19 protein-coding genes and 1 tRNA gene are annotated in these 21,949 nt (G+C 74.5%); 14 read left to right on the top strand and 6 right to left on the bottom strand.

What is annotated here, in order from left to right; genetic code table 11:
- Positions 1-61: 61 nt before the first annotated feature.
- Complete coding sequence (locus tag ACWGJO_RS35590; protein ID WP_452189861.1) at positions 62-1,519, bottom strand: serine hydrolase domain-containing protein; 1,458 nt, start codon at positions 1,517-1,519, stop codon at positions 62-64.
- A gap of 529 nt (positions 1,520-2,048) precedes the next feature.
- Between ACWGJO_RS35590 and tdh the strand changes: the two genes are divergently transcribed.
- Together tdh and ACWGJO_RS35580 are read left to right on the top strand one after the other, a co-directional pair.
- Positions 2,049-3,077, top strand: coding sequence for an L-threonine 3-dehydrogenase (tdh, locus tag ACWGJO_RS35585; protein WP_380631219.1), 1,029 nt, complete (start codon positions 2,049-2,051; stop codon positions 3,075-3,077).
- A 53-nt stretch (positions 3,078-3,130) separates the two neighbouring features.
- Complete coding sequence (locus tag ACWGJO_RS35580) at positions 3,131-4,324, top strand: glycine C-acetyltransferase (RefSeq protein ID WP_359911169.1); 1,194 nt, start codon at positions 3,131-3,133, stop codon at positions 4,322-4,324.
- A gap of 132 nt (positions 4,325-4,456) precedes the next feature.
- Here the strand turns inward: ACWGJO_RS35580 and ACWGJO_RS35575 are convergent, their stop codons facing one another.
- On the bottom strand, positions 4,457-5,047 hold the full coding sequence (locus ACWGJO_RS35575; protein WP_452189860.1) for a CGNR zinc finger domain-containing protein: 591 nt from the start codon (positions 5,045-5,047) through the stop codon (positions 4,457-4,459).
- A 97-nt stretch (positions 5,048-5,144) separates the two neighbouring features.
- On the opposite strand from ACWGJO_RS35575, the gene ACWGJO_RS35570 reads away from it, so the two are divergent.
- The 4 genes from ACWGJO_RS35570 (at position 5,145) to ACWGJO_RS35555 (ending at position 7,855) form a co-directional block, all read left to right on the top strand.
- The gene (locus ACWGJO_RS35570; RefSeq protein WP_452189859.1) at positions 5,145-6,212 is read left to right on the top strand and encodes an alcohol dehydrogenase catalytic domain-containing protein; all 1,068 of its coding nucleotides are present in this window, start codon (positions 5,145-5,147) and stop codon (positions 6,210-6,212) included.
- Positions 6,213-6,218: 6 nt separating this feature from the next.
- Entirely contained in the window at positions 6,219-7,214 is a 996-nt protein-coding gene (locus ACWGJO_RS35565; RefSeq protein WP_452189858.1) for an alpha/beta hydrolase, read from the top strand.
- Between the two features lie 124 nt (positions 7,215-7,338).
- A tRNA-Leu gene (locus ACWGJO_RS35560) sits at positions 7,339-7,422 on the top strand.
- A 217-nt stretch (positions 7,423-7,639) separates the two neighbouring features.
- On the top strand, positions 7,640-7,855 hold the full coding sequence (locus tag ACWGJO_RS35555) for a DUF6243 family protein (protein ID WP_452181097.1): 216 nt from the start codon (positions 7,640-7,642) through the stop codon (positions 7,853-7,855).
- 276 nt (positions 7,856-8,131) lie between these two features.
- On the opposite strand, the gene ACWGJO_RS35550 is transcribed toward ACWGJO_RS35555, so the two are convergent.
- From ACWGJO_RS35550 to ACWGJO_RS35540, 3 genes are all read right to left on the bottom strand, one after another.
- Positions 8,132-8,473, bottom strand: a complete 342-nt coding sequence (locus ACWGJO_RS35550) for a hypothetical protein (protein WP_452189857.1) — start codon at positions 8,471-8,473, stop codon at positions 8,132-8,134.
- A 193-nt stretch (positions 8,474-8,666) separates the two neighbouring features.
- A complete protein-coding gene (locus ACWGJO_RS35545; RefSeq protein WP_452189856.1) occupies positions 8,667-9,887 on the bottom strand; it encodes a hypothetical protein in 1,221 nt (406 codons plus the stop codon).
- A gap of 364 nt (positions 9,888-10,251) precedes the next feature.
- Complete coding sequence (locus ACWGJO_RS35540) at positions 10,252-10,536, bottom strand: hypothetical protein (RefSeq protein WP_452189855.1); 285 nt, start codon at positions 10,534-10,536, stop codon at positions 10,252-10,254.
- 247 nt (positions 10,537-10,783) lie between these two features.
- Here ACWGJO_RS35540 and ACWGJO_RS35535 point away from each other — a divergent pair, with 247 nt between their 5' ends.
- Positions 10,784-12,004: a histidine kinase gene (locus tag ACWGJO_RS35535; protein ID WP_452189854.1), complete on the top strand. Its 1,221-nt coding sequence runs from the start codon at positions 10,784-10,786 to the stop codon at positions 12,002-12,004.
- Positions 12,001-12,693 (top strand): response regulator, encoded by a 693-nt coding sequence (locus ACWGJO_RS35530; RefSeq protein ID WP_452189853.1) that lies wholly within the window; start codon positions 12,001-12,003, stop codon positions 12,691-12,693. Before ACWGJO_RS35535 ends, ACWGJO_RS35530 begins: the two co-directional genes overlap by 4 nt.
- 68 nt (positions 12,694-12,761) lie before the next feature.
- Here the strand turns inward: ACWGJO_RS35530 and ACWGJO_RS35525 are convergent, their stop codons facing one another.
- On the bottom strand, positions 12,762-14,192 hold the full coding sequence (locus tag ACWGJO_RS35525; RefSeq protein ID WP_452189852.1) for an amidase: 1,431 nt from the start codon (positions 14,190-14,192) through the stop codon (positions 12,762-12,764).
- Between the two features lie 170 nt (positions 14,193-14,362).
- Here ACWGJO_RS35525 and ACWGJO_RS35520 point away from each other — a divergent pair, with 170 nt between their 5' ends.
- The 6 genes from ACWGJO_RS35520 to ACWGJO_RS35495 all read left to right on the top strand — a co-directional run bounded on the left by ACWGJO_RS35520 (position 14,363) and on the right by ACWGJO_RS35495 (position 21,714).
- Positions 14,363-14,992, top strand: a complete 630-nt coding sequence (locus ACWGJO_RS35520) for a TetR/AcrR family transcriptional regulator (RefSeq protein ID WP_452189851.1) — start codon at positions 14,363-14,365, stop codon at positions 14,990-14,992.
- A 247-nt stretch (positions 14,993-15,239) separates the two neighbouring features.
- Entirely contained in the window at positions 15,240-16,487 is a 1,248-nt protein-coding gene (gene aroA, locus ACWGJO_RS35515) for a 3-phosphoshikimate 1-carboxyvinyltransferase (RefSeq protein ID WP_452189850.1), read from the top strand.
- Between the two features lie 91 nt (positions 16,488-16,578).
- Positions 16,579-17,622, top strand: coding sequence for an RNA ligase family protein (locus tag ACWGJO_RS35510; protein ID WP_452189849.1), 1,044 nt, complete (start codon positions 16,579-16,581; stop codon positions 17,620-17,622).
- A gap of 176 nt (positions 17,623-17,798) precedes the next feature.
- Positions 17,799-18,851, top strand: a complete 1,053-nt coding sequence (locus tag ACWGJO_RS35505) for an alpha/beta hydrolase (RefSeq protein WP_452189848.1) — start codon at positions 17,799-17,801, stop codon at positions 18,849-18,851.
- Between the two features lie 201 nt (positions 18,852-19,052).
- On the top strand, positions 19,053-19,964 hold the full coding sequence (locus ACWGJO_RS35500; protein ID WP_387685504.1) for an AurF N-oxygenase family protein: 912 nt from the start codon (positions 19,053-19,055) through the stop codon (positions 19,962-19,964).
- Between the two features lie 58 nt (positions 19,965-20,022).
- Positions 20,023-21,714, top strand: a complete 1,692-nt coding sequence (locus ACWGJO_RS35495) for an FAD-dependent oxidoreductase (RefSeq protein ID WP_452189847.1) — start codon at positions 20,023-20,025, stop codon at positions 21,712-21,714.
- Positions 21,715-21,949: the final 235 nt, after the last annotated feature.

Raw genomic sequence — 21,949 nt, 5'->3', positions numbered from 1 at the left:
GGCCCGCCCCGGTCGCCCGGGTCGGGCCCTCCCGCGTACGTGCGGGACGTGCGGGTGCGGTTCAGGAGATGTGCAGCGTGGCGGCGCCGGTGGGCGTGGCCGACGCGGTCTCCGCGGGCGAGGCCGTCGGGGAGCCGGTCGGAGAGCCCGTCGGCGAGGGCGAGGCCGTCGGGGAGCCCGTGGGCGAGGAGGAGGCCGTCGGGGAGGCCGAGCCGGGCGGGGTGGGCAGCGTGTAGACGTTGTTCGGCGAGACGATCCGGGTGATCGCCCGTGCCAGGAACGTCGAGGGCTCCGAACCGTCGTGCGGGATGTCGGTGTTGAGCAGGATGGCCAGGCTGGCCTTGGCCTGCGGCAGATAGATCACCACGCTCTCGTACCCGGGCAGCGAGCCGTTGTGGCCGATCCACCCGTGGGTGGTGAACACCCCGAAGCCGTAGCCGAGGTCCGGGGTCGGCCCGACCGGCACGAACTTCAGCCGCTCCGCCTGGGTGGCGGGCTTGATCAGCGGCTCCCCGGTGGCCAGCACCTTCGACCAGGTCTGCAGGTCGGCGAGGCTGGAGATGACGGCGCCGGCCGCCCAGCCCCAGGACGGGTTCCAGGTGGTGGAGTCCTCGACCGCGCCGCTGGCCGTCTGGTTGGTGTAGCCGTGGGCGTGCGGGTCCGGGAAGGCCGCGTCGGTCGGCAGGCTGGTTTTGGAGAGCCCGGCCGGGGCGAACACCTGCTGGTTCAGGAAGTCCTGGAGCGGCTGCCCGCCGACTTTCTCGACCACCAGGCCGAGCAGGATCAGGTTGGTGTTGGAGTACTCGAACTGGGCGCCCGGGGCGAAGTTCGCCGGGTGCTTGAACGCGTACGCGAGGAGCTGGTCCGGGGTGAAGGGCCGGTTGGGGTCGTTGAAGAACACCTGCTGGAAGTCGGAGTCCAGGGTGTAGTTGAACAGGCCGCTGCGCATCTCGCCGAGCTGGCGCAGGGTGATGCCGTCGCCACCGGGCACGGTCGGGACGTACTTGGAGATCGGGTCGTCCAGGCCCAGCTTGCCCTGGTCCACGAGGCGCAGGATGCCGGTGGCGGTGAAGGTCTTGGACACGCTGCCGATGCGCATGTACATGTCGGCCGACATCGGCGCCCCGGAGTCCTTGTCCGCGACGCCGAAGGTGCGCTGGTAGCTGCCGTCGGGGGCGGTGTAGCCGACGATCACCCCGGGGATGGAGACCTCGCTCATCACCTGCTTGATCGCGGTGTCCAGCTGGTTCATGACGTCCTGGGTGAGCGGCACCACCGCGCCGGTGGCGCTGCCGGTCGGCGTGGCGGTGGGGCTCAGCGCGGCCGGCTCGGCGGTGACGGCCGGATCGGCCTGCCGCGCGGGCCCGGCGTCCCCGGAGCAGGCGGAGACGGCGAGCAGGCCGCTCAGCGCGAGGGCGGCGGAGGCCACCCGTACGGACCGGGGGACGGCCGGGCGCGGAGCGCGGGGGACCCGCACGGAGCGGGGAACGGCCGGTCGGGGCCGTCGGGTGTCGGTCATCGGCGCAGGCGCCTCTCTGGGGCGGACGGCCCCTTGGCGAAGGGTCCCGGAGCGCTGCCCGGGCAGGCCGGGGCGCTGCTCCACGGGCCGCGGGGGAGCGTCGCCACCGTAAGCACCGCCGCCGTACGGGCGCGCGCGGGTCGGTGCGGGGCTGGACCGAACGGGAGCGCGGTCAGCCGAGTGCCCCGTCCGGCTGGCGGCCCGGTGCCGCTCACCCCGGCCGGGCCACGCACGTTCCGCTGAGTCACCCGCCCCCGGCCGGCGTCCTGTCGGACGGCGTCACGGCGGCCGCCCCGCGCTCGGCCGGACGGGTGAGCACCGGCATGCCGCACCCGCCGTCGGCCGCCGCTCGGGCACGATCGTTCAGCCCAGCTGTGGCCGCCCTTAAGAATTCCTCGATGGACCGCACCCCCTCCGACCAGGCAGATTTCTGCCTGCCCGGAGCGCACCCGTCAGGGACGGCCGAACCGGGCTCCCTCGGCCTGCCCCCGCACCCGCAGGCCGTCCCACCCGCACGTCAGGAGCCGCCGTGAAGGCACTCGTCAAGCAGCAGGCCGAGCCCGGGCTCTGGCTGATGGACGTCCCCATGCCCGAGATCGGCCCCGGCGAGGTGCTGATCAAGGTACTGCGGACCGGCATCTGCGGCACCGACCTGCACATCCGCAAGTGGGACGGCTGGGCCCAGCAGACCATCAGGACCCCGCTGGTGCTGGGTCACGAGTTCGTCGGCGAGGTCGCCGAGCTCGGCGCCGGCGTCGCGGACATCGCGGTCGGCGACCTGGTCAGCGGCGAGGGCCACCTGGTCTGCGGCAAGTGCCGCAACTGCCTGGCCGGCCGCCGCCACCTGTGCCGCAACACCGTCGGCCTGGGCGTCAACCGTGACGGCGCCTTCGCCGAGTACGTGGCCCTGCCCGCCTCCAACGTCTGGGTGCACCGGGTTCCGGTCGACCTGGACGTGGCCGCGATCTTCGACCCGTTCGGCAACGCCGTGCACACCGCGCTGTCCTTCCCGCTGGTCGGCGAGGACGTGCTGGTCACCGGCGCCGGCCCGATCGGCATCATGGCCGCCGCCGTCGCCAAGCACGCCGGCGCCCGCAACGTGATGATCACCGACGTCTCCCCGTACCGCCTCGACCTGGCCCGCCAGGTCGGTGTGACGCTGGCGCTCGACGTCTCCGAGCACACCATCGAGGAGGGCCAGCAGAAGCTGGGCCTGCGCGAGGGCTTCGACGTCGGCCTGGAGATGTCCGGCCGCCCCGAGGCGATGCAGTCGATGATCGCCAACATGACCCACGGCGGGAAGATCGCCATGCTCGGCCTGCCCGCCGAGCAGTTCCCGGTGGACTGGGCGTCGATCGTCACCTCGATGATCACCATCAAGGGCATCTACGGCCGCGAGATGTTCGAGACCTGGTACGCGATGTCCGTGCTGCTGGAGGGCGGCCTGGACCTCAGCCCGGTGATCACCGGCCGCTACGCCGCGACCGACTTCGAGGCCGCCTTCGACGACGCCGCGGGCGGCAACTGCGGCAAGATCATCCTCGACTGGACCGCCTGAGCCCGCCCCAGCCCCGCCGAACTGCTCCCGCCGAACTGCTTAAGGAGACCGCAGTGTTCGACAACGTGCGTGCCGACGTCGCCGCCACCCTGGACGAGATCCGCGAGGCCGGCCTGTTCAAGCCCGAGCGGGTGATCGGAAGCCCGCAGAGCGCCGCCGTCACCGTGACCGGCGGCGGCCGCCCGGGCGAGGTGCTGAACTTCTGCGCCAACAACTACCTCGGCCTGGCCGACCACCCCGAGGTGCTCGCCGCGGCCAAGGACGCCCTGGACCGCTGGGGCTACGGGATGGCCTCGGTCCGCTTCATCTGCGGCACCCAGGACGTCCACAAGGAGCTGGAGGACCGCCTCTCGGCCTTCCTCGGCCAGGAGGACACGATCCTCTACTCCTCCTGCTTCGACGCCAACGGCGGTGTCTTCGAGACCCTGCTGGACGACCGCGACGCCGTCATCTCCGACGCGCTGAACCACGCCAGCATCATCGACGGCATCCGGCTCAGCAAGGCCCGCCGCCACCGCTACGCCAACCGTGACCTGGCCGACCTGGAGAAGCAGCTCCAGGACACCCAGGACGCCCGCCGCCGCCTGATCGTCACCGACGGCGTGTTCTCGATGGACGGCTACGTCGCCCCGCTGCGCGAGATCTGCGACCTGGCCGACCGCTACGACGCCATGGTCATGGTGGACGACTCGCACGCCGTCGGCTTCGTCGGCGCGGGCGGCCGGGGCACCCCGGAGCTGCACGGCGTGATGGACCGCGTGGACATCATCACCGGCACCCTCGGCAAGGCGCTCGGCGGCGCCTCCGGCGGCTACGTCGCCGCCCGCCGGGAGATCGTCGCCCTGCTGCGCCAGCGCTCCCGCCCGTACCTGTTCTCCAACTCGCTGGCCCCGGTGATCGCGGCCGCCTCGCTCAAGGTGCTCGACCTGGTCGAGAAGTCCAACGAGCTGCGCGAGCGGCTCGCGGCCAACACCGCGCTGTTCCGGACGCGGATGACCGAGGCCGGGTTCGAGATCCTGCCCGGCGACCACCCGATCGCCCCGGTGATGATCGGCGACGCGGCCGAGGCCGGCCGGCTCGCCGAACTGCTGCTGGAGCGCGGCGTGTACGTGATCGGCTTCTCCTACCCGGTGGTGCCGCACGGCCAGGCCCGGATCCGGGTGCAGCTGTCCGCGGCGCACTCCACCGAGGACGTCGAGCGCGCCGTCGCGGCCTTCGTGGACGCGCGCGCCGCCCTGGAGGGCTGACCTCCACCCAGGCTGCCCGTGGGCCGGACCGCTCGGAACCGGACCCGCCCCCCGGCGCCCCACCCCCCCCGGGGGGGGGGGCCCCCGCCGGGGCCCCCGCCCCGCCGTGTCTCTTCTGTCTCCTGCCCTTAACTACTTCGCCTTCGCCCGGTAGGCCCGCTTCTTCACCAGCGCGCCGCAGGTCTTCATCGAGCACCAGCGCCTCGCGCCCGCCCGGGACGTGTCCACGAACGGCGTTCCGCAGTCCGGGTTTCCGCAGATGCGGACGCGTGTCCGCTGCTCCGATCCGCAGAGTTCGATCAGGTCCCGCGCGACCATCGACAGCACCGCCGCCACGCCGTCCCCGTCCCACCGCACGGATCCGGCGTCGGCCGACAGGACGGGAACCGAAGTCGGTTCTGCAGCCGCCCCGTTGATCACCGCGACGTCCTCGTGATCAGCCACCGCCCCCTCCGCCAGTGCGACGCCGATCCGCTGGATCGCCTCGCGCAGCCGCCGCGCTCCCTCCAGCTCGGCCCCGCTGCAGCTCGGCGCCACCGCCGTGCAGCCGCTCTCCACGCCCCACCGGCTCAGGTCCTCCGGTCCGGCCAGCCGTTCCACCCGCACGTCCTTGCCGCGGTCGGCCAGTGTGCCGGCGAAGGCGAAGCACAGTCGTGCGTCGTCGAACCGGAAGTCGGTCCTGGCGCGCTGGCGCCCTTCTCGTCGGCTGTCCCCATCGCTCATGTCCACCACTCTATGCGGTTGACACGACTCCTCACCTCCGCATAGCTTCCAAGTCCACCGCTTCAATCGGTGGACATTTACCGAGGAGGTCGCGTCCATGCGCGCCGCAGTCATCGAAGAACTCCACAAGCCCCTCGTCGTCCGCGAGGTGCCCGACCCCGTCTGCCCGCCGGACGGCGCGATCGTGCGCGTCGGCGCCAACGGCATCTGCCGCACCGACTGGGCCCTGTGGGCCGGGGACTTCTGGACCGGAGGGCCGCAGGTCCAGCCCCCGTTCGTGCTCGGCCACGAGTTCGCCGGCACCGTCGTGGAGGTCGGCCGGGACGTCCGCGACTGGCGGGACGGCGACCGCGTCATCTTCCCGATGAACCCCGGCGAGGGGTCCTGCGAGATGTGCCGCAGCGGCAACCAGCACGTGTGCGAGCACGTGGACTCCCTCGTGCCCGGGGTGTCCTACTGGGGCGCCTTCGCCGAGTACGTCATGGTCCGCTTCGCCGACGTCAACCTGGTCCGGGTCCCCGACACCGTCGGCTTCGTCGATGTCGCCGCCCTCGCCTGCCGCTACATGACCGCCTTCCACGGCGTCGTCGACCAGGCCCGGGTGCGTGGCGGCGAATGGGTCGCGGTGTACGGGGCCGGCGGCGGCATGGGGCTGTCCACGGTGGAGATCGCGGCCGCGACCGGCGCCAACGTCATCGCGATCGACATCTCCGACGAGAAGCTGGAGGCCGCGCGCGCCCTCGGCGCCGTCCACACCGTCAACGCGGCCGTGGACGAGCCGACCGAAGCCGTCAGGACCCTCACCCGGGGCGGCGCCCACGTCTCCGTCGACGCCGTCGGGATCGCCGAGGCCTGCCGGAACTCCGTCCTCTCCCTGCGTACCCGCGGCCGCCACCTCCAACTCGGGCACACCACCGGCGCCGAGCGCGGCGACGTCCCGCTGCCGATCGACGTCATGATGGTCAAGGAGCTGGAGATCCTCGGCGCCTTCGGCATGCAGGGACAGCGGTTCGGCACGATGCTCAACATGATCGAGACCGGCCGCCTCAACCCCGGCAGGATCGTCACCCGCACCGTCGGCCTCCACGAGGCGGGCTCGGTGCTGGAGTCCCTGGAGACGTACGGGCCGACCGGTGTGGTCGTCATCGACGAGTTCCGGGGCTGAGCGGGCATGGCAACGGACACCACCGGGCCCGCCCCCCGCCTGCTGATGGACCCGGAACTGCGCCGGGCCCTCGACGGCGTCCCGATGACCCCCCACGGCGCCTTCGACCTCACCGACATCGCCGCGACCCGCGAAACCCTCCGCTCCTTCGCCGCGGCCGCCGCCGCCGCACCCGACGAGCCGTCCGTCACGGTGGAGGAGCACCGCGCCGTCCGGCCGGACGGCGGCCCGGACGTGCCGGTCCGCCTGCTGCGGCCCGCCACCGCGGCCGGCCCGCTGCCGGTGCTGCTCTGGTTCCACGGCGGCGGACAGGTGCTCGGCTTCGCCGCCCAGGACGACCCCTGGCTCAAGCAACTGGCCGCGCGGCTCGGCTGCGCCGTCGCCGCCGTCGACTACCGGCTCGCCCCCGAGACTCCCGCCCCCGGCGCCGCCGAGGACGGGTACACCGCCCATCGGTGGCTCGTCCGCGAAGCGACCGCCCTCGGCCTGGACGGCACCCGGATCGGCATCGCCGGCCAGAGCGGCGGCGGAGGGGTGGCGGCGGCCACCGCCCTGCTGGTCCGCGACCGCGGCGGCCCGGCGCCGCTGTTCCAGGCGCTGATGTACCCCATGCTCGACGATCGCGACCGGACCGCGTCCAGCCGTGAGATCACCGACATCGGCATCTGGGACCGCTCCACCAACCGCCTCGCCTGGCAGGCGGTCCTCGGCGACCGCGCCGGCACCGACGACGTCAGCCCGTACGCCGCCCCCGCCCGCGCGGAGGATCTCGGCGGGCTGCCGCCCACCTTCATCGCGGTCGGCGAACTGGACTGCTTCCGCGACGAGGACCTCGACTACGCCATGCGCCTGCGCGCCCACGGCGTCCCGGTCGAACTCCACCTGTACCCCGGCGCGTACCACGCCTTCGACCTGTTCGCCCCTGAGTCGCAGCTCGCGGAGAGCTTCCAGCACACCTGGACCGGCTACCTCGCCCGCCACCTCCGGGCCCCGACGCCGTAGCCCGCCCCGAGCCGCCGCCCCGGCCGCCCCGCACCCCCGCGTGCGGGGCGGCGGCCGCCCGTTCGCCCGGGGGTGGTCGGAGGCACCCCACCAGATGGTCTATAGTTTTCCTCATCACCCAGATGCGCGGGTGGCGGAATAGGCAGACGCGCTGGATTCAGGTTCCAGTGCCCGAAAGGGCGTGGGGGTTCAACTCCCCCCTCGCGCACAGCGAACGGCCGGTTGATCTTCGGATCGACCGGCCGTTTTGTCGTCCGGAACGTTGGTATGTGGGGTCGACGGACCCGGGTAACGTTCTTGTCGTGTTCTTCCAGACACCGATTTACGAGTGAGAGCGTGACGGGTTCCTGTCGACGTCCTTCGACGTCGCCGATCGTCCCCTACCGATGAATCCGTAGATCACTTCACATCATTGACCGGAGACCCTGACCGTGAGCAAGAACATCAACAACCCCGTGGGCATGGGTGGCGGCCAGCGCAAGAGGCTGTCTCGCGCCGAACGGCAGAACAACGGTCCGCACCGCAACCTCGACCGCCAGGGTGCGGCCGACCAGAAGGCGGAGCTGGTGCGAAGGATGCGCGACAAGACGGGCACGGCCGAAGGCGCCGCGCAGGCGGGCGACGACGCCGCACAGAGCTGACGCACCGCCGCCGCAGGGGGCACGGGGCAGGGCCCGGACCGCGACGCGCGGTCCGGGCCTCCTGCCAGTGAAGTCAGGTTGCCGTGGCCGACGAGCCGGTCGACGGCGCGTTCGACCGGGGGTCGCCATCGCTGGTGCGCCTCCTGCCTCGTCGGTGTCCCACACAAAGAACGGCCGGTCGACCTCGCGGTCGACCGGCCGTTTCGTCATTCCAGGATCCGGAACAGCGGCGGCCAGTCCCGGGGCCGCCCCGTACGTCCAGTGGTGCAGGGTTCGTCAGCCTTCGTCGCTAGTGGCGCCGGAGCCGGTGAACGAGCCGGTGACGCCGTTGTCGTCGGCCCAGATCCAGAAGTCGGCGTGCTCGACGCCGTCGGGGCCGACGTGGGACTCGACGGCCGCGAGGCCGGCGCCGTGCTCGTTGGCGGTGAAGAAGCCCTTGCCGTAGTTCGCGTCGATGCTGCCGTGGGCCGAGGCCAGGCCGGCGGCGCCGATCACGAGCGGGACGGTGAGGGCGCTGACGGCCAGGACACGCTTGAGGGCACGCATGATGGTCTCCTCCAGGGAGTACGGGGTAACAGTTGGCAGCGCCGGTCGGCCCTGCCAGAACCAGACAGCCATGCCCTGCCACCCCCCGCAATCGGCGCCGCAATCCGAACAGACCTAACGGTTCGTCAGACCCGCCGCTGCGACCTGCGGAAATGGCCGATCGGGTGATCGTATTGAGGGATCGTCCGGGCGGAGCAGGCGCAGGCCCGCCGACGGCGGACGGCCGTCCGGTCCGAGGACCGGCCGGCCGTCCGCCGTCGAACCGTCAGGACGGCCAGACGATCACGTGGGCCGCGACCGGCTCGCCGGACGCGTCGAGCGCGACGGCGTTCCCGGCGACCACCCCGGCGTCGTTGACGAACAGCGCCTGGGCGTACGGGCTGAGCGAGGACGGCGGGAGCGGCACGGCCGTCCCGTCGGGCCTCCACAGCAGGGCCGTGGTGTGGTTCCAGTCCGGGCCCTGCGCCTCGCCGACGGCGGTTCCCGCACCGTTGACCGCCATCGCCTCGCTCTGCCGGCCCGCCGGGCCGCCGAGCAGGGTCTGCGTACCGTCCGGGTTCCAGCGGGCGGCGAAGGCGGAGCGGTGGGCGTCGAACGTCGCCCCGACCACGGTGCCCGCGCTGTTGACAGCCCTCGTCCGACCGTAGCCGGCGTCGCGGACGGCGCCGCCGGGCGTCCACACCAGCACCCGGTCGAACTCCGTGCCTCCGGTGCGCCGCCCGTGACCGAGCACCACGCCGTCGTCGGTCATCCCGTCCACCCGGGCCCCGTCGAGGCCCGGCGGAAGCGGGAGCGCGGACACGGCGCCCGCCGGACTCCAGAGCACCGGAGTCTCCTGGGAGCGGCCGTCGCCGAGGCTCCGCTCGGAGGTGCCGGCGACGACGCCCGCGTTGGTGACCGCGGCGGTCGAGCCCGCGGTGTCGCCGGGCAGCAGCGGCAGATCCACCCTGGTGCCGTCGGCGTGCCACTTCAGGGGCTTGGACCGGTACGTGTCGTCGTACGAGCCGCCGGCCACCACGCCGGCGTCGTTGACCGCGGCCGCGCTGCCGCCGCGGACACCGGCAGGCAGGGCCAGCGCCGTGGCGGTCCCGTCCGGGGCCCAGCGGACCGGGTGGTTGTCGGACATCGTCCGGAAGGAGAGCCCGACCACGGTGCCCGTGCCGTTGAGCCCCACCGGGCGGCTGGACAGGTCGCCGGTCAGCGGCGCCAGGACGGTGTAGCCGAGATGGTCGGGATGCCAGCGGACGGCGCGCGGGGTGAACTGCCCGGAGACGTCCGAGTAGTACTCGCCGACGACGGCGCCGTCGCGGCTCAGGCCCCGCGCCAGGCTGTAGGCGGTGCCCGGCGGCTCGGGAAGGAACCGCGGGGCCGGCAGCGGGGCGGCCGTGGCGGCCGCCACGGCCGTGGGCACCGGGCCGAGCAGCAGGGCGACGGCCGCCGCGGCGGCGGCCGGGGCGGCTCTGCGAAGGGTGGGGGAACCAGCCATCCGGAAACTCCTGTCGTGTCAACGATCAAGTGGATCAAGAGAGTTGATGCTCCGTCGGAGTCGGGTCGGTCGGGTTCCTGGTCCGACGGCCAAGTCTCATCCACGGTCGGTTCGTTGGCAGGGCGATCGCCGAATCGGCCGGAATCGCACCCCTTTTGGGCGTGTCCGCGGGGTGGCGGCGGAGCGGTTCCGAACGGTTTGGGGCGGTCTCGTGCGATGTCGGACGGCTGTGGCGGGTGCCCGGCGGCGGGTGTCCGGGCGGCCGTCCCGGCGCGCTTTGCCGGTTGGGGGTGCGGTGGGCGGCGGGTGCGCCGGGGGTGGCGGAGGCGCGCTGTGCCCCGCCCTCCTCGGCGCGCGGGTTGCGCTACCGGGCGGCGACCGGCGGGCCGTCGTCGCCCTCGGTGCCGCCGCCACCGGGCCGACCGTCCCGGCCGGACGCGCCGCCGCCGGGGCCCCGGGCGTACACGGTGAAGGAGGTCAGGCCGGCGGGCAGCGCCCAGGCCCCGGCGCTCCGGACGGACACCTTGTAGCGGTGCGGGCCGTCGTCCCGCTGGACGGGTGCGGCCTGGGCGGCCGTCGCGGCCAGTGCCGCGAGGGTGGAAGCGGTCGCCAAAAGGCCTTGTCGGAAGAGCTTTTGATTGATCGTCATTCATGCGATGGTCTGGAACTCCGGCGGCCTGGCGGCGGCTTCGACCCGTATTCACGCGAACGGGTGGTCGCGATCCGGCCGAGTTCGCGGAGGCCCCGCAGCCCCCCCGACAACCCCTCGCAGGCCCCCCGCCGACCCCCACCGGCGACCGCCGATGTGCCGTCGACGGGTCGCCGGGGGAGGCCGCCGGAGCTCCTCCCTCGATCGGGGGAGGGCGGGGGCGAGGAGGCCGGTGATACTGGCGAACATGATCAAGGGAATGCGGTTGCTGCTGCGCAGGTCGACGTACACGGGGGTGCTGTTCGCGGTACTCGGAGCGCTGGCCGGGCTGCCGGTGGCGATGGTGGCGCTCGGGATGACGCTCGGGCTGTCCGGGCGGCCGGACGCGGTCTGGCCGGCGCTGCCGCTGTGGGTGGTGCTGCTCGCGGTGGCCGGGCTGCCCCGAGTGGTGCGCCGGGTGCTGGCGGCGGGCGCGCGGCGACTGCTGGGCGTCGCGGTGCCCGCCCCGGTGAAGGGGGCCGCGGCGGAGCGCTGGCGGACGCCGGCGTTCGTGGTGGCGCACGTGGCGCTGGGGTGGACGGTGCTGATCGGCGGCAGCACGTTCCTCGTGATGGCTATGACGCTGCCGGGACGATGGGTGGAGGGCTCGGCCCGGATCAGCCTCTTCGGCTGGGGCGCGGACGTGGCCGGCGTCTGGTCGTGGGTCATCGGCGCGCTCAGCCTGGTCCTCGCGGCGGTGCTGCTCGCCGGGGCGTCGGGGGCACTGCGGTGGCTGGCGCCGCGGCTGCTCGGACCCTCGCCCGCCGAGCGGCTCGCCCTGGCCGCCGAGCGGGAGCGGCTGCTGGCCGAACGCAACCGGCTGGCCCACGAGTTGCACGACTCCATCGGACACACCCTGACCGCCGCCACCATCCAGGCGGCCGTCGCGGGCGAGGTGCTCGCCGACGACCCGGCGGCGGCGCGGGCCGCCATGCGCAGCATCGAGGAATCGACCCGGGCCGCGCTGGAGGACCTCGACTACGTGCTCGGCGCACTGCGCGAGGAGCAGACCGGCACTGCCCCGACCCGCACCCTCGCCGACCTGCCCGAGCTGATCGACCGGCTGCGGCACGCGGGCGCCGTCGTGGCGCCGCGGACCACGGGGGACCTGGCGCAGGTGCAGGGCACCCTCTCCCGGGCCGCCTACCGGATCGTCCAGGAAGGGCTGACCAACGCGCTGCGGCACGGCAACGGCGGGCCGATCGAGCTGCGGGTGACGGCGGGACCGGAGCACCTGGAGCTGACCGTGGTCAACGCGGTGGCGGGCGCGGCCGGCGGACCGGGCGCGAGCGGCTTCCCGACCTCCGGGCACGGTCTGCCCGGGCTGGCCGAGCGGGTGAGGCTGCTGCACGGCGAGTTCGAGGCCGGCCCGGACGGCGAGGGGCAGTGGCGGCTGGCGGTCCGGCTGCCGATGCGGTGGTCGGCGTGAGCGGCGCCGGCCCCGACACGGGCGCGCCGTCCGGCGTCACCGTCCTGATCGCCGACGACGACCCCCTCACCCGCAGCGGCCTGGGCACCCTGCTCGGCGCCCAGCCCGGCATCACGGTGGTCGGGAAGGCCGCCGACGGCGTCGAGGCGGTCGAGCAGGCCCGGCTGCTGCGGCCGGACGTGGTGCTGATGGACGTGCGGATGCCGCGCCGCAACGGCATCGACGCCACCCGCGAACTGCTGCGGGAGCACACCGACCCGCCCAAGGTCGTGGTGATCACCACCTTCGAGAACGACGCCTACGTCACCGCCGCGCTGAGCGCCGGCGCCAGCGGCTTCGTGCTGAAGCGGCGGCCCGTCCCGCAGATCGCCGAGGCGGTGCGGGTGGCGGCGGCGGGGGAGGCGGTGCTGTTCCCCGCCGCGCTGAGCCGGATGGTCGCGGCCCGGCCGCTGGACTCGGCCGAGGCACTGCCCCGGGCGGCGCTGACCGGGCGGGAGGAGGGCGTGCTGCGGCTGATGGCGACCGGACTGTCCAACCCGGAGATCGCGCAGGCGCTCGCCGTCAGCCAGGAGACCGTCAAGACGCACGTGGGGAACGTGCTGGGCAAGCTCGGCGCGCAGAACCGGACCCACGCGGTGGTGATCGCGTACGAGAGCGGGTTGGTGGTGCCGGGGCTGCCGGGGGCGTAGCCGTCGGGGCGGGCGGGGCGCGGTCCCGGGGTGGCGCGGCCCCGGAACCGCGACGGCCCCGAGGGCCGCTACCGCACGGGGTCGATCGGGGTGAGGGTGCCGAGGCGGTCCTCGACGGCCTGGGCGGCGGCCAGGCAGAGGTCCTCCCGGAAGGCGCGGCCGACGAGCTGGACGCCGGTGGGCAGGCCGTCCGCGGCGAGGCCGGTGGGGACGGCGACGGCCGGCACGCCGACGAAGCTGGTCACCGAGCAGAGCCGCATGGCCGAGTCGACCCGGTCGCGGCCCGCCTGGTCCCGGGACTCCAGTCCGGGCTCGACCGGCGGCTCGGTGAACACCGGGCCCAGCAGCAGCGGGTACTCGTGCAGGAACTCCGCCCAGGAGCGGCGGATGCTCATCCAGACGCTCATCAGCCGGATCAGGCCGGGGGCGTCCACGGGCCGGCCGCCGCGCATCATCAGCTCGATGTAGCGGTCGCCGCCCTCGCCGAGCAGCTGCCGCACGACGGGCCAGCTCGGCGCGAACTCGGTGACGGCGAGGCGGTGGTAGGCGTCGAGCGCCTCCTCCATCCGCGGGACGTCGGGGAGCTCCCGGACGTCGTACCCGGCGTCGCGCAGCGCGTCGGCGGCGGTCTCGACGGCGCGGCGGACGGTGGGGTGGACCCCGTGGCCGCCGTGGCTGCTGTGACCGCCCGGATCGGCGACGACGGCGACCTTGATCGGGGCGTCGAGCGGTTCCCCGTACAGCGGGACGGGCACGGCGCGCGGGTCGCGCGGGTCGGTGCCCGCCAGCGTCTCGTAGGCGAGCCGCAGGTCGGTGACCGTACGGGCCAACGGGCCGTCGGCGACCAGGACCTGGGAGGCCGGGCCGGGGTCGTCCGGGCCGATCAGGCGCTGGTCGGCGGGGAACCGGCCGGTGGTCGGATTGAGGGCGGCGACCCCGCAGAAGGAGGCGGGGACGCGGACCGAGCCGCCGGAGTCGTTGCCGAGCCCGAGCGGGGCCATGCCGGCGGCGACCGCCACGCCGTCGCCGCCGCTGCTGCCGCCGGGGGTGCGGCGCGCGTCCCACGGGTTGCGGGTGTCGCCGTACAGCTCGCTGCGGGTGTGCATCCCGGCGAGGATCAGGGTCGGCAGGTTGCTGTGGCCGATCGGGATCGCCCCGGCCGCGCGCAGCCGGGCCACCGGGACGGCGTCGACGGCGGCGACGTGGTCGCGGAAGCGCGGGCTGCCGAAGGTGGTCGGCACGCCGGCGATCGGGGTGCACTCCTTCACGGTGAACGGCACGCCCGCGAGCGGACCCAGTTCCTCGCCCGCGGCCCGGCGGCGGTCGGTCTCCCGGGCGGCCGCGCGGGCCCGGTCGGCGAGCAGCTGGGTGACGGCGTTCAGGTACGGGTTGACCTCGGCGATCCGGTCCAGGTGGTCGTCCACCACCTCCACGGCCGACACCTCGCCCGTGCGCACGGCGGCGGCGAGTTCGGTGGCGGGCTTGCTCCACAGGGGCATGGGCCTGCTTGACAAGGGCATGGGGCTCCTCGGCTCTCCTCGGCCTGGTTCCGATGCGAACGCATCGGAACAGGGCCACCATAGCCCCGGGGCCGATACGCTTGCATCGAAATAAAACGAGGGCCAAAGAGGGCCGGCAAGGACCGGAAGAACGCGGAGGGAGACCGGGGATGCCCAAACAGGTGGACCACGAGGGCCGGCGCCGGCGGATCGCCGAGGCCGTCTGCCTGCTGGTGGACGAGTACGGACTGGAGGGCGTCACCCTGCGGGACGTCGCCGCCCGGGCGGAGGTCTCGATGGGAGCCGTCCAGCGCTGCTTCCGCACCAAGGAGGAGATGCTCCTGTTCGCGCTCACGCACATCGGCGCGCGGGTCTCCGAGCGGGTGCGGAGCCGGCTCGCGGCCGGCCCGGCGCAGTCGGCGGCCAGCGAACTCGGACTGGTGGCGGGCGAGGTGGCGCTGCTGCGCGAGGAGCACCGGGCCGAGGCCAGGATCTGGCTCGCCTTCGTCGCCGGGGCCGCCGTCAACCCGGCGCTGGCGGCGACCCTGCGGAGCAGCTACGCGGCGCTGGAGGAACTGATGGTGCGGCTGGTCACGGAAGCCGCCGGCGGGGCGGCCGTCGGCGGATCGGTGATCGGCGGGGCGGCCGCGGGCGGGGCCGTCGTCGCGCGGACCGAGGCCCGCGCGCTGCTCGCCCTCGCCGACGGGCTCACCACGCACGTCCTGGTCGGGCACCGGACGGTGGGGGAGGCGGAGGAGGTCCTGCACGCGCACCTGGCCGGGCTCTGGGAGCGCTGCTGACCGGAGGCCGGGCCGTTCCCGGAACGAGGTCCTGCGGACGATCCGCCGGCTGCGTGCCACCCTCCCGCCCGGCCTCCCCCCTCTCCCGCCCGGCCACCGACCCGGCCGCTGATCCTTCGCCCGCTGTTGTCGCCCGCGTCACCGTCCAGTCCGTGGAAGGCCGGCGAAGGCGGCGGCCGGGTGCGGCAGGATCGGGCCCGACGTCACCGGAGACGCCTGTCGGACACTCGTGTTGGGAGAGCCTGCCGTGACCGCTGTGGAGATCCCGGGATCCAAGTCCATCACCGCCCGGGCCCTGTTCCTGGCCGCCGCCGCCGAGGGCGTGACCACCCTGCGCCGCCCGCTGTCCTCGGACGACACCGAGGGCTTCGTGCAGGGCCTGGACACCCTCGGGTACCGGATCGAACGGACGGCCGATGCCTGGCGGGTCGAGGGCCGCCCGTCCGGGCCCGCCCTGCCGGACGCCGAGGTGTACTGCCGGGACGGCGCCACCACCGCGCGCTTCCTGCCCACCCTCGCCGCCGCCGGCCGCGGCACCTACCGCTTCGACGCCTCCGCCCAGATGCGCCGCCGCCCGGTCGCCCCGCTCACCCGGGCACTGCGCGAGCTGGGCGTGGACCTGCGGCACGAGGAGGCCGAGGGGCACCACCCGCTGACGGTCGTCGCCGACGGCGTCCGCGGCGGTGAACTCACCCTGGACGCCGGGCAGTCCTCGCAGTACCTGACCGCGCTGCTGCTGCTCGGCCCGCTCACCCGGGACGGCCTGCGGATCACCGTCACCCGGCTGGTCTCCGCCCCGTACATCGGCATCACCCTGGCGATGATGCGTGACTTCGGGGTCGAGGTGAAGCGGGAACGGAACCCCGCCGGCGAGGTGTTCGAGGTGCCCGCCGGCGGCTACCGGGCCGCCGACCACCCGATCGAACCGGACGCCTCCACCGCCAGTTACTTCTTCGCCGCCGCCGCCCTGGCCGGCCGCGAGGTCACCGTCCCGGGCCTCGGCCGGGACGCGCTCCAGGGCGACCTGCGGTTCGTGGACGTGCTGCGGCGGATGGGCGCCCGGGTGGACATCGGCGGCGACCGCACGACCGTGGCCGGCGACGGCCGGCTCGGCGGAATCACCGTCAACATGCGGGACATCTCCGACACCATGCCCACACTCGCGGCCATCGCCCCGTTCGCCGCCGGCCCGGTGCGGATCGAGGACGTCCACAACACCCGGGTCAAGGAGTGCGACCGGCTGGAGGCCTGCGCCGACAACCTGCGCGCGATGGGCATCACCGTGGCCACCGGGGACGACTGGATCGAGATCCGGCCCGGCACCCCGCGCCCGGCCGAGATCACCACCCACTCCGACCACCGGATCGTGATGTCCTTCGCCGTCACCTCGCTGCGCACGCCCGGCATCACCTTCGACGACCCGGGCTGCGTGCGGAAGACCTTCCCGGGGTTCCACGAGGCCTTCGCGGAGCTGCGGGCGGCCTGGGGGATCTGACCCCCGCCGGCGGCGCGGCTCCCCGACGCCGCCGGTCGCCCGCCGGAATCCCGGTTGCCGGGCGGCGGGCCCGGCGGCGAGGATGCCGTTCGTGTCCGAGACGGTTTTCGAGACGGAGTCAGACGGGCCCGAGCTGCGGCCCTACCCCAAGATCCCCGCGCGCGGCCGATCCGGCGGGCCAGGCAGCCGGGAGTGGACCGCGGCCGAGAAGGTGCACGGGGCGCACTTCGCGGTGGTCTGCGAGGGCGGCTCGGTGCGGGCCGCGAAGCGGCGTGAACTGCTGGACGACGAGGGCCTGGACGCCTTCTTCGGCGTCAGCCGGATCTGGCCCGAACTGTCCGTCGCGGCGGCCCGGTTCGCCGCCGCGGTGCGCGGGGACGGCGCCGCGGGGCGCGGTACCCGGGACGGTGCCGCGGTGACGATCTACGGGGAACTGGCCGGCGGCCGCTACCCGCACCCCGGGGTGCCCGCCGCCCCCGGGGTCGACCCGGTCCAGACCGGCGTCTGGTACGCCCCCGGCCTGCGCTGGCTGCCGTTCGACGCCACCGTCGAGACGCCCGAGGGCCGTCGGTGGATCGCCGACCGCACCCTGCGCACGGCCGCGCGGGCCGCCGGGCTCACCTGCGTGCCCCTGCTCGGGCACGGCCCCCTGACCACCCTGCACGACCTGCCGGTGCGCTACCCCACCCGGGTGCCCGCGCTGTTCGGCCTGCCCGAACTGCCGGACAACCTCGCCGAGGGGTACGTCCTCAAACCCGCCGGCGAGTGGCACGAGTCCGGCCCGGCCCGTCCGCTGGTGAAGGTGAAGCAGCAGGCCTTCGCCGAGGACGACCGCTACGACGGCGCCCGCCCGTACCTCCCCCCGCCCCGGGGCGCGGCCGGCGTCCCGGCCTGGCTCCTCGTCCAGGCCTCCGCCCTGCTCACCCCCGCCCGGGCCGCGGCCGCCGTCAGCAAACTGGGGCCGCGTACGGCCACGGACGCCGTGGCCGAGGAGATCGCGGCGGACGCGGCGGAGGAACTCGCCGAGGCCGTGGGCGGGTTGGAGGCGGACGTGCTGGCCGCACTGCGCCGGGCGCTCGAACCGGGCGCGCGCACGCTGGCGTCCTTCGACGCGCAGGACCGGCGCGGCGCCTGAGCGGGCGGGCCGACGGCGCGCGGCGGGGTCGAGGGCGGGTTCAGGCGGTGTCCAGGAGGCTTCCACGTCCGGTGGGAGGGGCCCATCATGGGCTCCCGGTCCCGGCAGAACCGCCCCGACACCGCCCCGACACTGTTCCGGGGCCGTTCCGGGGCCGCCCTCAGGAGGCAGAAGAGATGACGATCCCACCGCCTGTCCGGATCCAGGCCGCCGTCCTCCGCGCCGCGTACGCCCTGCCGGAGGGCCTGCGGCGGGCCATCGCGGGCAAGCCGGTGGTCCGCGACGGGCAGACGCTCGCGCTGGACGCGCAGCTGATGCTCAAGCTCCAACGGCTCTCCGGGGCGGCCCTGGTGATGCCGGGCGGGGTCGGGTCGTCGCGGGCCGCGATGGAGCACGCGCGGCACCTGGTGGGCGGGCCGCAGGACCGTGCGGTGGCCGCGCGGAGCGTCGGCATCCCGCAGGAGCACGGCGAACTGGCCGCCACGCTGTACACCCCGGACGGGCTGACGGCGGGCTCCGGCCTGCTGGTCTACCTGCACGGCGGGGGCTGGGTGGTCGGCAGCCGGGCCAGCCACGACCACGTCGCTCGCTTCCTCGCCAGGCGGGCGCGGGTGCGGGTGCTGTCGGTGGAGTACCGGCTGGCGCCCGAGCACGTGTTCCCGGCGGCGGCGGAGGACGCGCTGGCCGCCCTCGACCACGCCCACGCCGAGGCGGCCGACCTGGGCGCGGACCCCGAGCGGATCGCGGTCGGCGGGGACAGTGCGGGTGGCAACCTGGCTGCCGTCGTCGCCCAGCAGGCCGTCCGGCGGGGCGGGCCCGCCCCGGTGTTCCAGCTGCTGCTCTACCCGGCGACCGACGCCTCGGTCCGGCGCCCCTCGCGCGGGCTGTTCGCCGACGGGTTCTTCCTGACCGACGCGGACATGGACTGGTTCGCCGACCGCTACGCGCCCGCGCCCGCCGACCGCACCGACCCGCGGCTGTCGCCGCTGCTCGCCGAGGACCTGACCGGCCTGCCGCCCGCGTACATCGGCACCGCGGGCTTCGACCCGCTGCGCGACGAGGGCGAGGCGTACGCGCGGGCGCTGCAGGAGGCCGGGGTCGCGGTGCGGCTGAGCCGGCAGCCGGACCTCATCCACGGGTACGTCAACTACCTCGGCATCGGGGGCCGCTTCCTGGAGGCGACGGCCGAGGCGGCGGAGGCGCTGCGGCAGGCGATCGGCGAGGCGTAGCGGACGCGGCGCAGCGGCGCGGACAGGGACGGACGCGGGACGGACGCGAGACGGACGCGGGGCGGACCCGGGGCGCGAACCATACGGTCGCGCGCCGGGTCGTTGCTGCGCAGGGGGTTCTCGGCGACCGGCTCTTATTGTACTGTCCGTCTAATAAGCGGGTGGGCGGGAGCCCGCGGAGACAGGCACCTGGAGGCAGCCATGGCGCTCACCCGGCAGACGGGGCACGGCCACACCGAGGCCGACGACGACGTCTCGAAGCGGCTGCTGGAGTCGGCCGCCACCCTCTCCTACGACCCCTCGACCGAGATCGACTGGGACGCTCCCCTCCCGGAGGACCACTACGGCCTCAACCCGGAGTGGAGCACCCTCTACGGCACCCGGCTGTGGGACGAGATGACCGAGCGGCAGCGGGTCGTGCTCACCCGGCACGAGGTCTGCTCGATCATGAACACCGGCATCTGGTTCGAGATGATCCTCCAGCAGATGGTGCTGCGCGACCAGTACCTCAGGAACCCCGCCGACGCCGCGTTCCAGTTCGCGCTCACCGAGATCGCCGACGAGTGCCGCCACTCGATCATGTTCGCCCGGGCCTGCGCCAAGATGGGCGTCCCCGCCTACCGCCCGCACAAGCTGATCGCCCAGGCGGGCCGCGCCTTCAAGGCGCTCGCCAAGGGCGAACTCGCCTACGGCGGCATCCTGGTGGCCGAAGAGGTGCTCGACGTCATGCAGCGCGACTGGATGCGCGGCGAGAACGTCCTGGAGATCGTCCGCGGCACCTCACGGATCCACGTGGTCGAGGAGTCCCGGCACATGAAGTTCGCCCGGCAGGAGATCCGCGAGCGGATGCGCCACGCGAGCCCCGCCCGCCGGCGCGCCTCCGCCACCGGCATCGCCGTGGGCGCGTACGTCATCGTCACCAGCATGGTGCACCCGGGCGTCTACAAGGCCGCCGGGCTCGACGTGCAGCGGGCGCTCGCCGAGGTGCGGGCCAGCGAGCACCGCAAGGCGATGATGCGCACCAGCTCCCGGCACCTGATGGCCTTCCTTGCCGAGACCGGACTGCTCACCAGCCGCTCGGCGGCCGTCTACCGCCGGGTGCACATGCTCTGACGGACCGTCGCCACCAAGCCGCCCCATTCCCCACGCGCAGCGAGGACCCCACCCGGCCATGGCCTACGCGATCACCCAGACCTGCTGCAACGACGCCTCGTGCGTGTCCGTCTGCCCGGTCAACTGCATCCACCCGACCCCGGACGAGCCGGAGTTCGGCACCACCGACATGCTCTACATCGACCCGCGGGCCTGCATCGACTGCGGCGCCTGCGCGGACGCCTGCCCGGTGGACGCGGTGTACCCGGTCGACCGGCTGCGCGGGCCCGACACCGTGTTCGGCGACCTCAACCGCGACTGGTTCCGCGACCACCCCAGCGACCACGCCTGGGGCGCGCCCAGCTTCCCGCGCAGCCTGCCGGACGAGCTCGGCGCGCTGCGGATCGCGGTCGTCGGCACCGGCCCCTCCGCCGGGTACACCGCGCAGGAACTGCTGCGCGGCACCAGCGCCGAGATCACCATGATCGACCGGCTGCCGGTCACCGGCGGCCTGCTGCGGCACGGCGTCGCGCCCGACCACCAGTCCACCAAGCGGATCGCGGAGAGCTTCGCGAGCGTCTTCCGCGACCCCCGGCTGCGGATGCACCTCAACGTGGAGATCGGCACGGACCTCACCCACCAGGAGCTCGCCGCGCACCACCACGCGGTGGTGTACGCGGTCGGCGCGGCCGCCGACCGGCGGCTCGGCGTCCCCGGCGAGGACCTGCCGGGCAGCCTGCCCGCGACCGCCTTCGTCCGCTGGTACAACGCCGAGCCGACCGTGCCCGCCGACGCGGTGGAGCTGTCGGCCCAGCGCGTGGTGGTGATCGGCAACGGCAACGTCGCGGTGGACATCGCCCGCATCCTGCTCACCGACCCCGACCGGCTCGCCGCCACCGACATCGCCGACCACGCCCTGGCCGCGCTGCGCCGCAGCCGGGTCCGGGAGGTCGTGCTGCTCGCCCGGCGCGGGCCCGGGCAGGCGGCGTGGACCAGGGCGGAGTTCCTGGCCCTGCGGCAGCTGCCGGGCGTCGAGGTGGTGGTTGAGGACCACCCGGAGGTACGGGCGGCGATCGAGGCGGCGGGGGCGGAGGCGGGATCGGGGTCGGGCGCGGGGTCGGGCACGGTGGCGGGAGCGGCGTTGCTCGCCGGGCTGCCGCTGGTGCCGTTCGACGGGTCCGCGGAGCCCGGGCCGGGACGGCGGATCGTGCTGCGGTTCCTGTCGGCGCCGGTCGAACTCTCCGGGGACGGCCGGGTCGAGGCCCTGACCGTCGAGCGGACCGCCCCGACGGCGGACGGCCGGGTCGAGGGCACGGGGGCGACGGACGTGCTCCGGGCCGGGCTGGTGGTGCGCTCGATCGGACACCGGGGCGTACCGCTGCCCGGGCTGCCGTTCGACGAGCGGGCGGGTACGGTCGCGCACCGGAACGGGCGGGTCGTCGACCCGGCGACCGGCCGGCCGCTGCCGGGGACGTACGTGGTGGGCTGGGCCAAGCGCGGGCCGTCCGGCGGGATCGGCGCCAACCGGGCCTGCGCGCGGGAGACCGTGGACGCGCTGCTGGACGACGCGGCCGCCCGGGCGCTGCCCGTCCCGGAGGCGGGCCGCAAGGACTTCGAGCGGCTGGTGCGGCACCGGCGGCCGGACGCGGTGGGGCTGCGGGAGCTGTGGGCGGTGGAGCGCGCGGAACGCGAGCGCGGCGAGGCCGAGGGGCGGCCCCGGGTGAAGCTCGCCAGCGTGCCCGAGCTGCTGGCGGCGGGGCGGCGGCGGTAGCAGGGAAGACCCGGGGCCTGCGCGGAAGAACTCACGGGCCGTGCCGGGACAATGGGGAGGGCACGACGTGGGGCGGAAAAAGGGGGGGGGGGAGTACTTCCCACCCCGCGGGCGGGCGGGGCGGGGGGGGGGTGGTGTCGGGGGGGGGCGGGGGGCGGCCGGGGGTGGTGGTGCTGGGGCACTACGGGGCCGAGCGGTGGGAGGACGGGAAGCTCTCGGCGCCGGAGGCGCATCC

It is taken from the genome of Kitasatospora sp. NPDC054795 (assembly GCF_053611565.1).
This window is presented reverse-complemented; position numbering and strand designations above follow the sequence as displayed.

What these genes read in the sequence shown, in the direction of transcription:
- ACWGJO_RS35590 (WP_452189861.1), bottom strand. Translation starts at nt 1,519, where the DNA reads ATGACCGACACCCGACGGCCCCGACCGGCCGTTCCCCGCTCCGTGCGG.
- ACWGJO_RS35575 (WP_452189860.1), bottom strand. Translation starts at nt 5,047, where the DNA reads ATGAGCGATGGGGACAGCCGACGAGAAGGGCGCCAGCGCGCCAGGACC.
- ACWGJO_RS35570 (WP_452189859.1), top strand. Translation starts at nt 5,145, where the DNA reads ATGCGCGCCGCAGTCATCGAAGAACTCCACAAGCCCCTCGTCGTCCGC.
- ACWGJO_RS35565 (WP_452189858.1), top strand. Translation starts at nt 6,219, where the DNA reads ATGGCAACGGACACCACCGGGCCCGCCCCCCGCCTGCTGATGGACCCG.
- ACWGJO_RS35550 (WP_452189857.1), bottom strand. Translation starts at nt 8,473, where the DNA reads ATGGCTGTCTGGTTCTGGCAGGGCCGACCGGCGCTGCCAACTGTTACC.
- ACWGJO_RS35545 (WP_452189856.1), bottom strand. Translation starts at nt 9,887, where the DNA reads ATGGCTGGTTCCCCCACCCTTCGCAGAGCCGCCCCGGCCGCCGCCGCG.
- ACWGJO_RS35540 (WP_452189855.1), bottom strand. Translation starts at nt 10,536, where the DNA reads ATGACGATCAATCAAAAGCTCTTCCGACAAGGCCTTTTGGCGACCGCT.
- ACWGJO_RS35535 (WP_452189854.1), top strand. Translation starts at nt 10,784, where the DNA reads ATGATCAAGGGAATGCGGTTGCTGCTGCGCAGGTCGACGTACACGGGG.
- ACWGJO_RS35525 (WP_452189852.1), bottom strand. Translation starts at nt 14,192, where the DNA reads ATGCCCCTGTGGAGCAAGCCCGCCACCGAACTCGCCGCCGCCGTGCGC.
- ACWGJO_RS35520 (WP_452189851.1), top strand. Translation starts at nt 14,363, where the DNA reads ATGCCCAAACAGGTGGACCACGAGGGCCGGCGCCGGCGGATCGCCGAG.
- ACWGJO_RS35505 (WP_452189848.1), top strand. Translation starts at nt 17,799, where the DNA reads ATGACGATCCCACCGCCTGTCCGGATCCAGGCCGCCGTCCTCCGCGCC.
- ACWGJO_RS35500 (WP_387685504.1), top strand. Translation starts at nt 19,053, where the DNA reads ATGGCGCTCACCCGGCAGACGGGGCACGGCCACACCGAGGCCGACGAC.
- ACWGJO_RS35495 (WP_452189847.1), top strand. Translation starts at nt 20,023, where the DNA reads ATGGCCTACGCGATCACCCAGACCTGCTGCAACGACGCCTCGTGCGTG.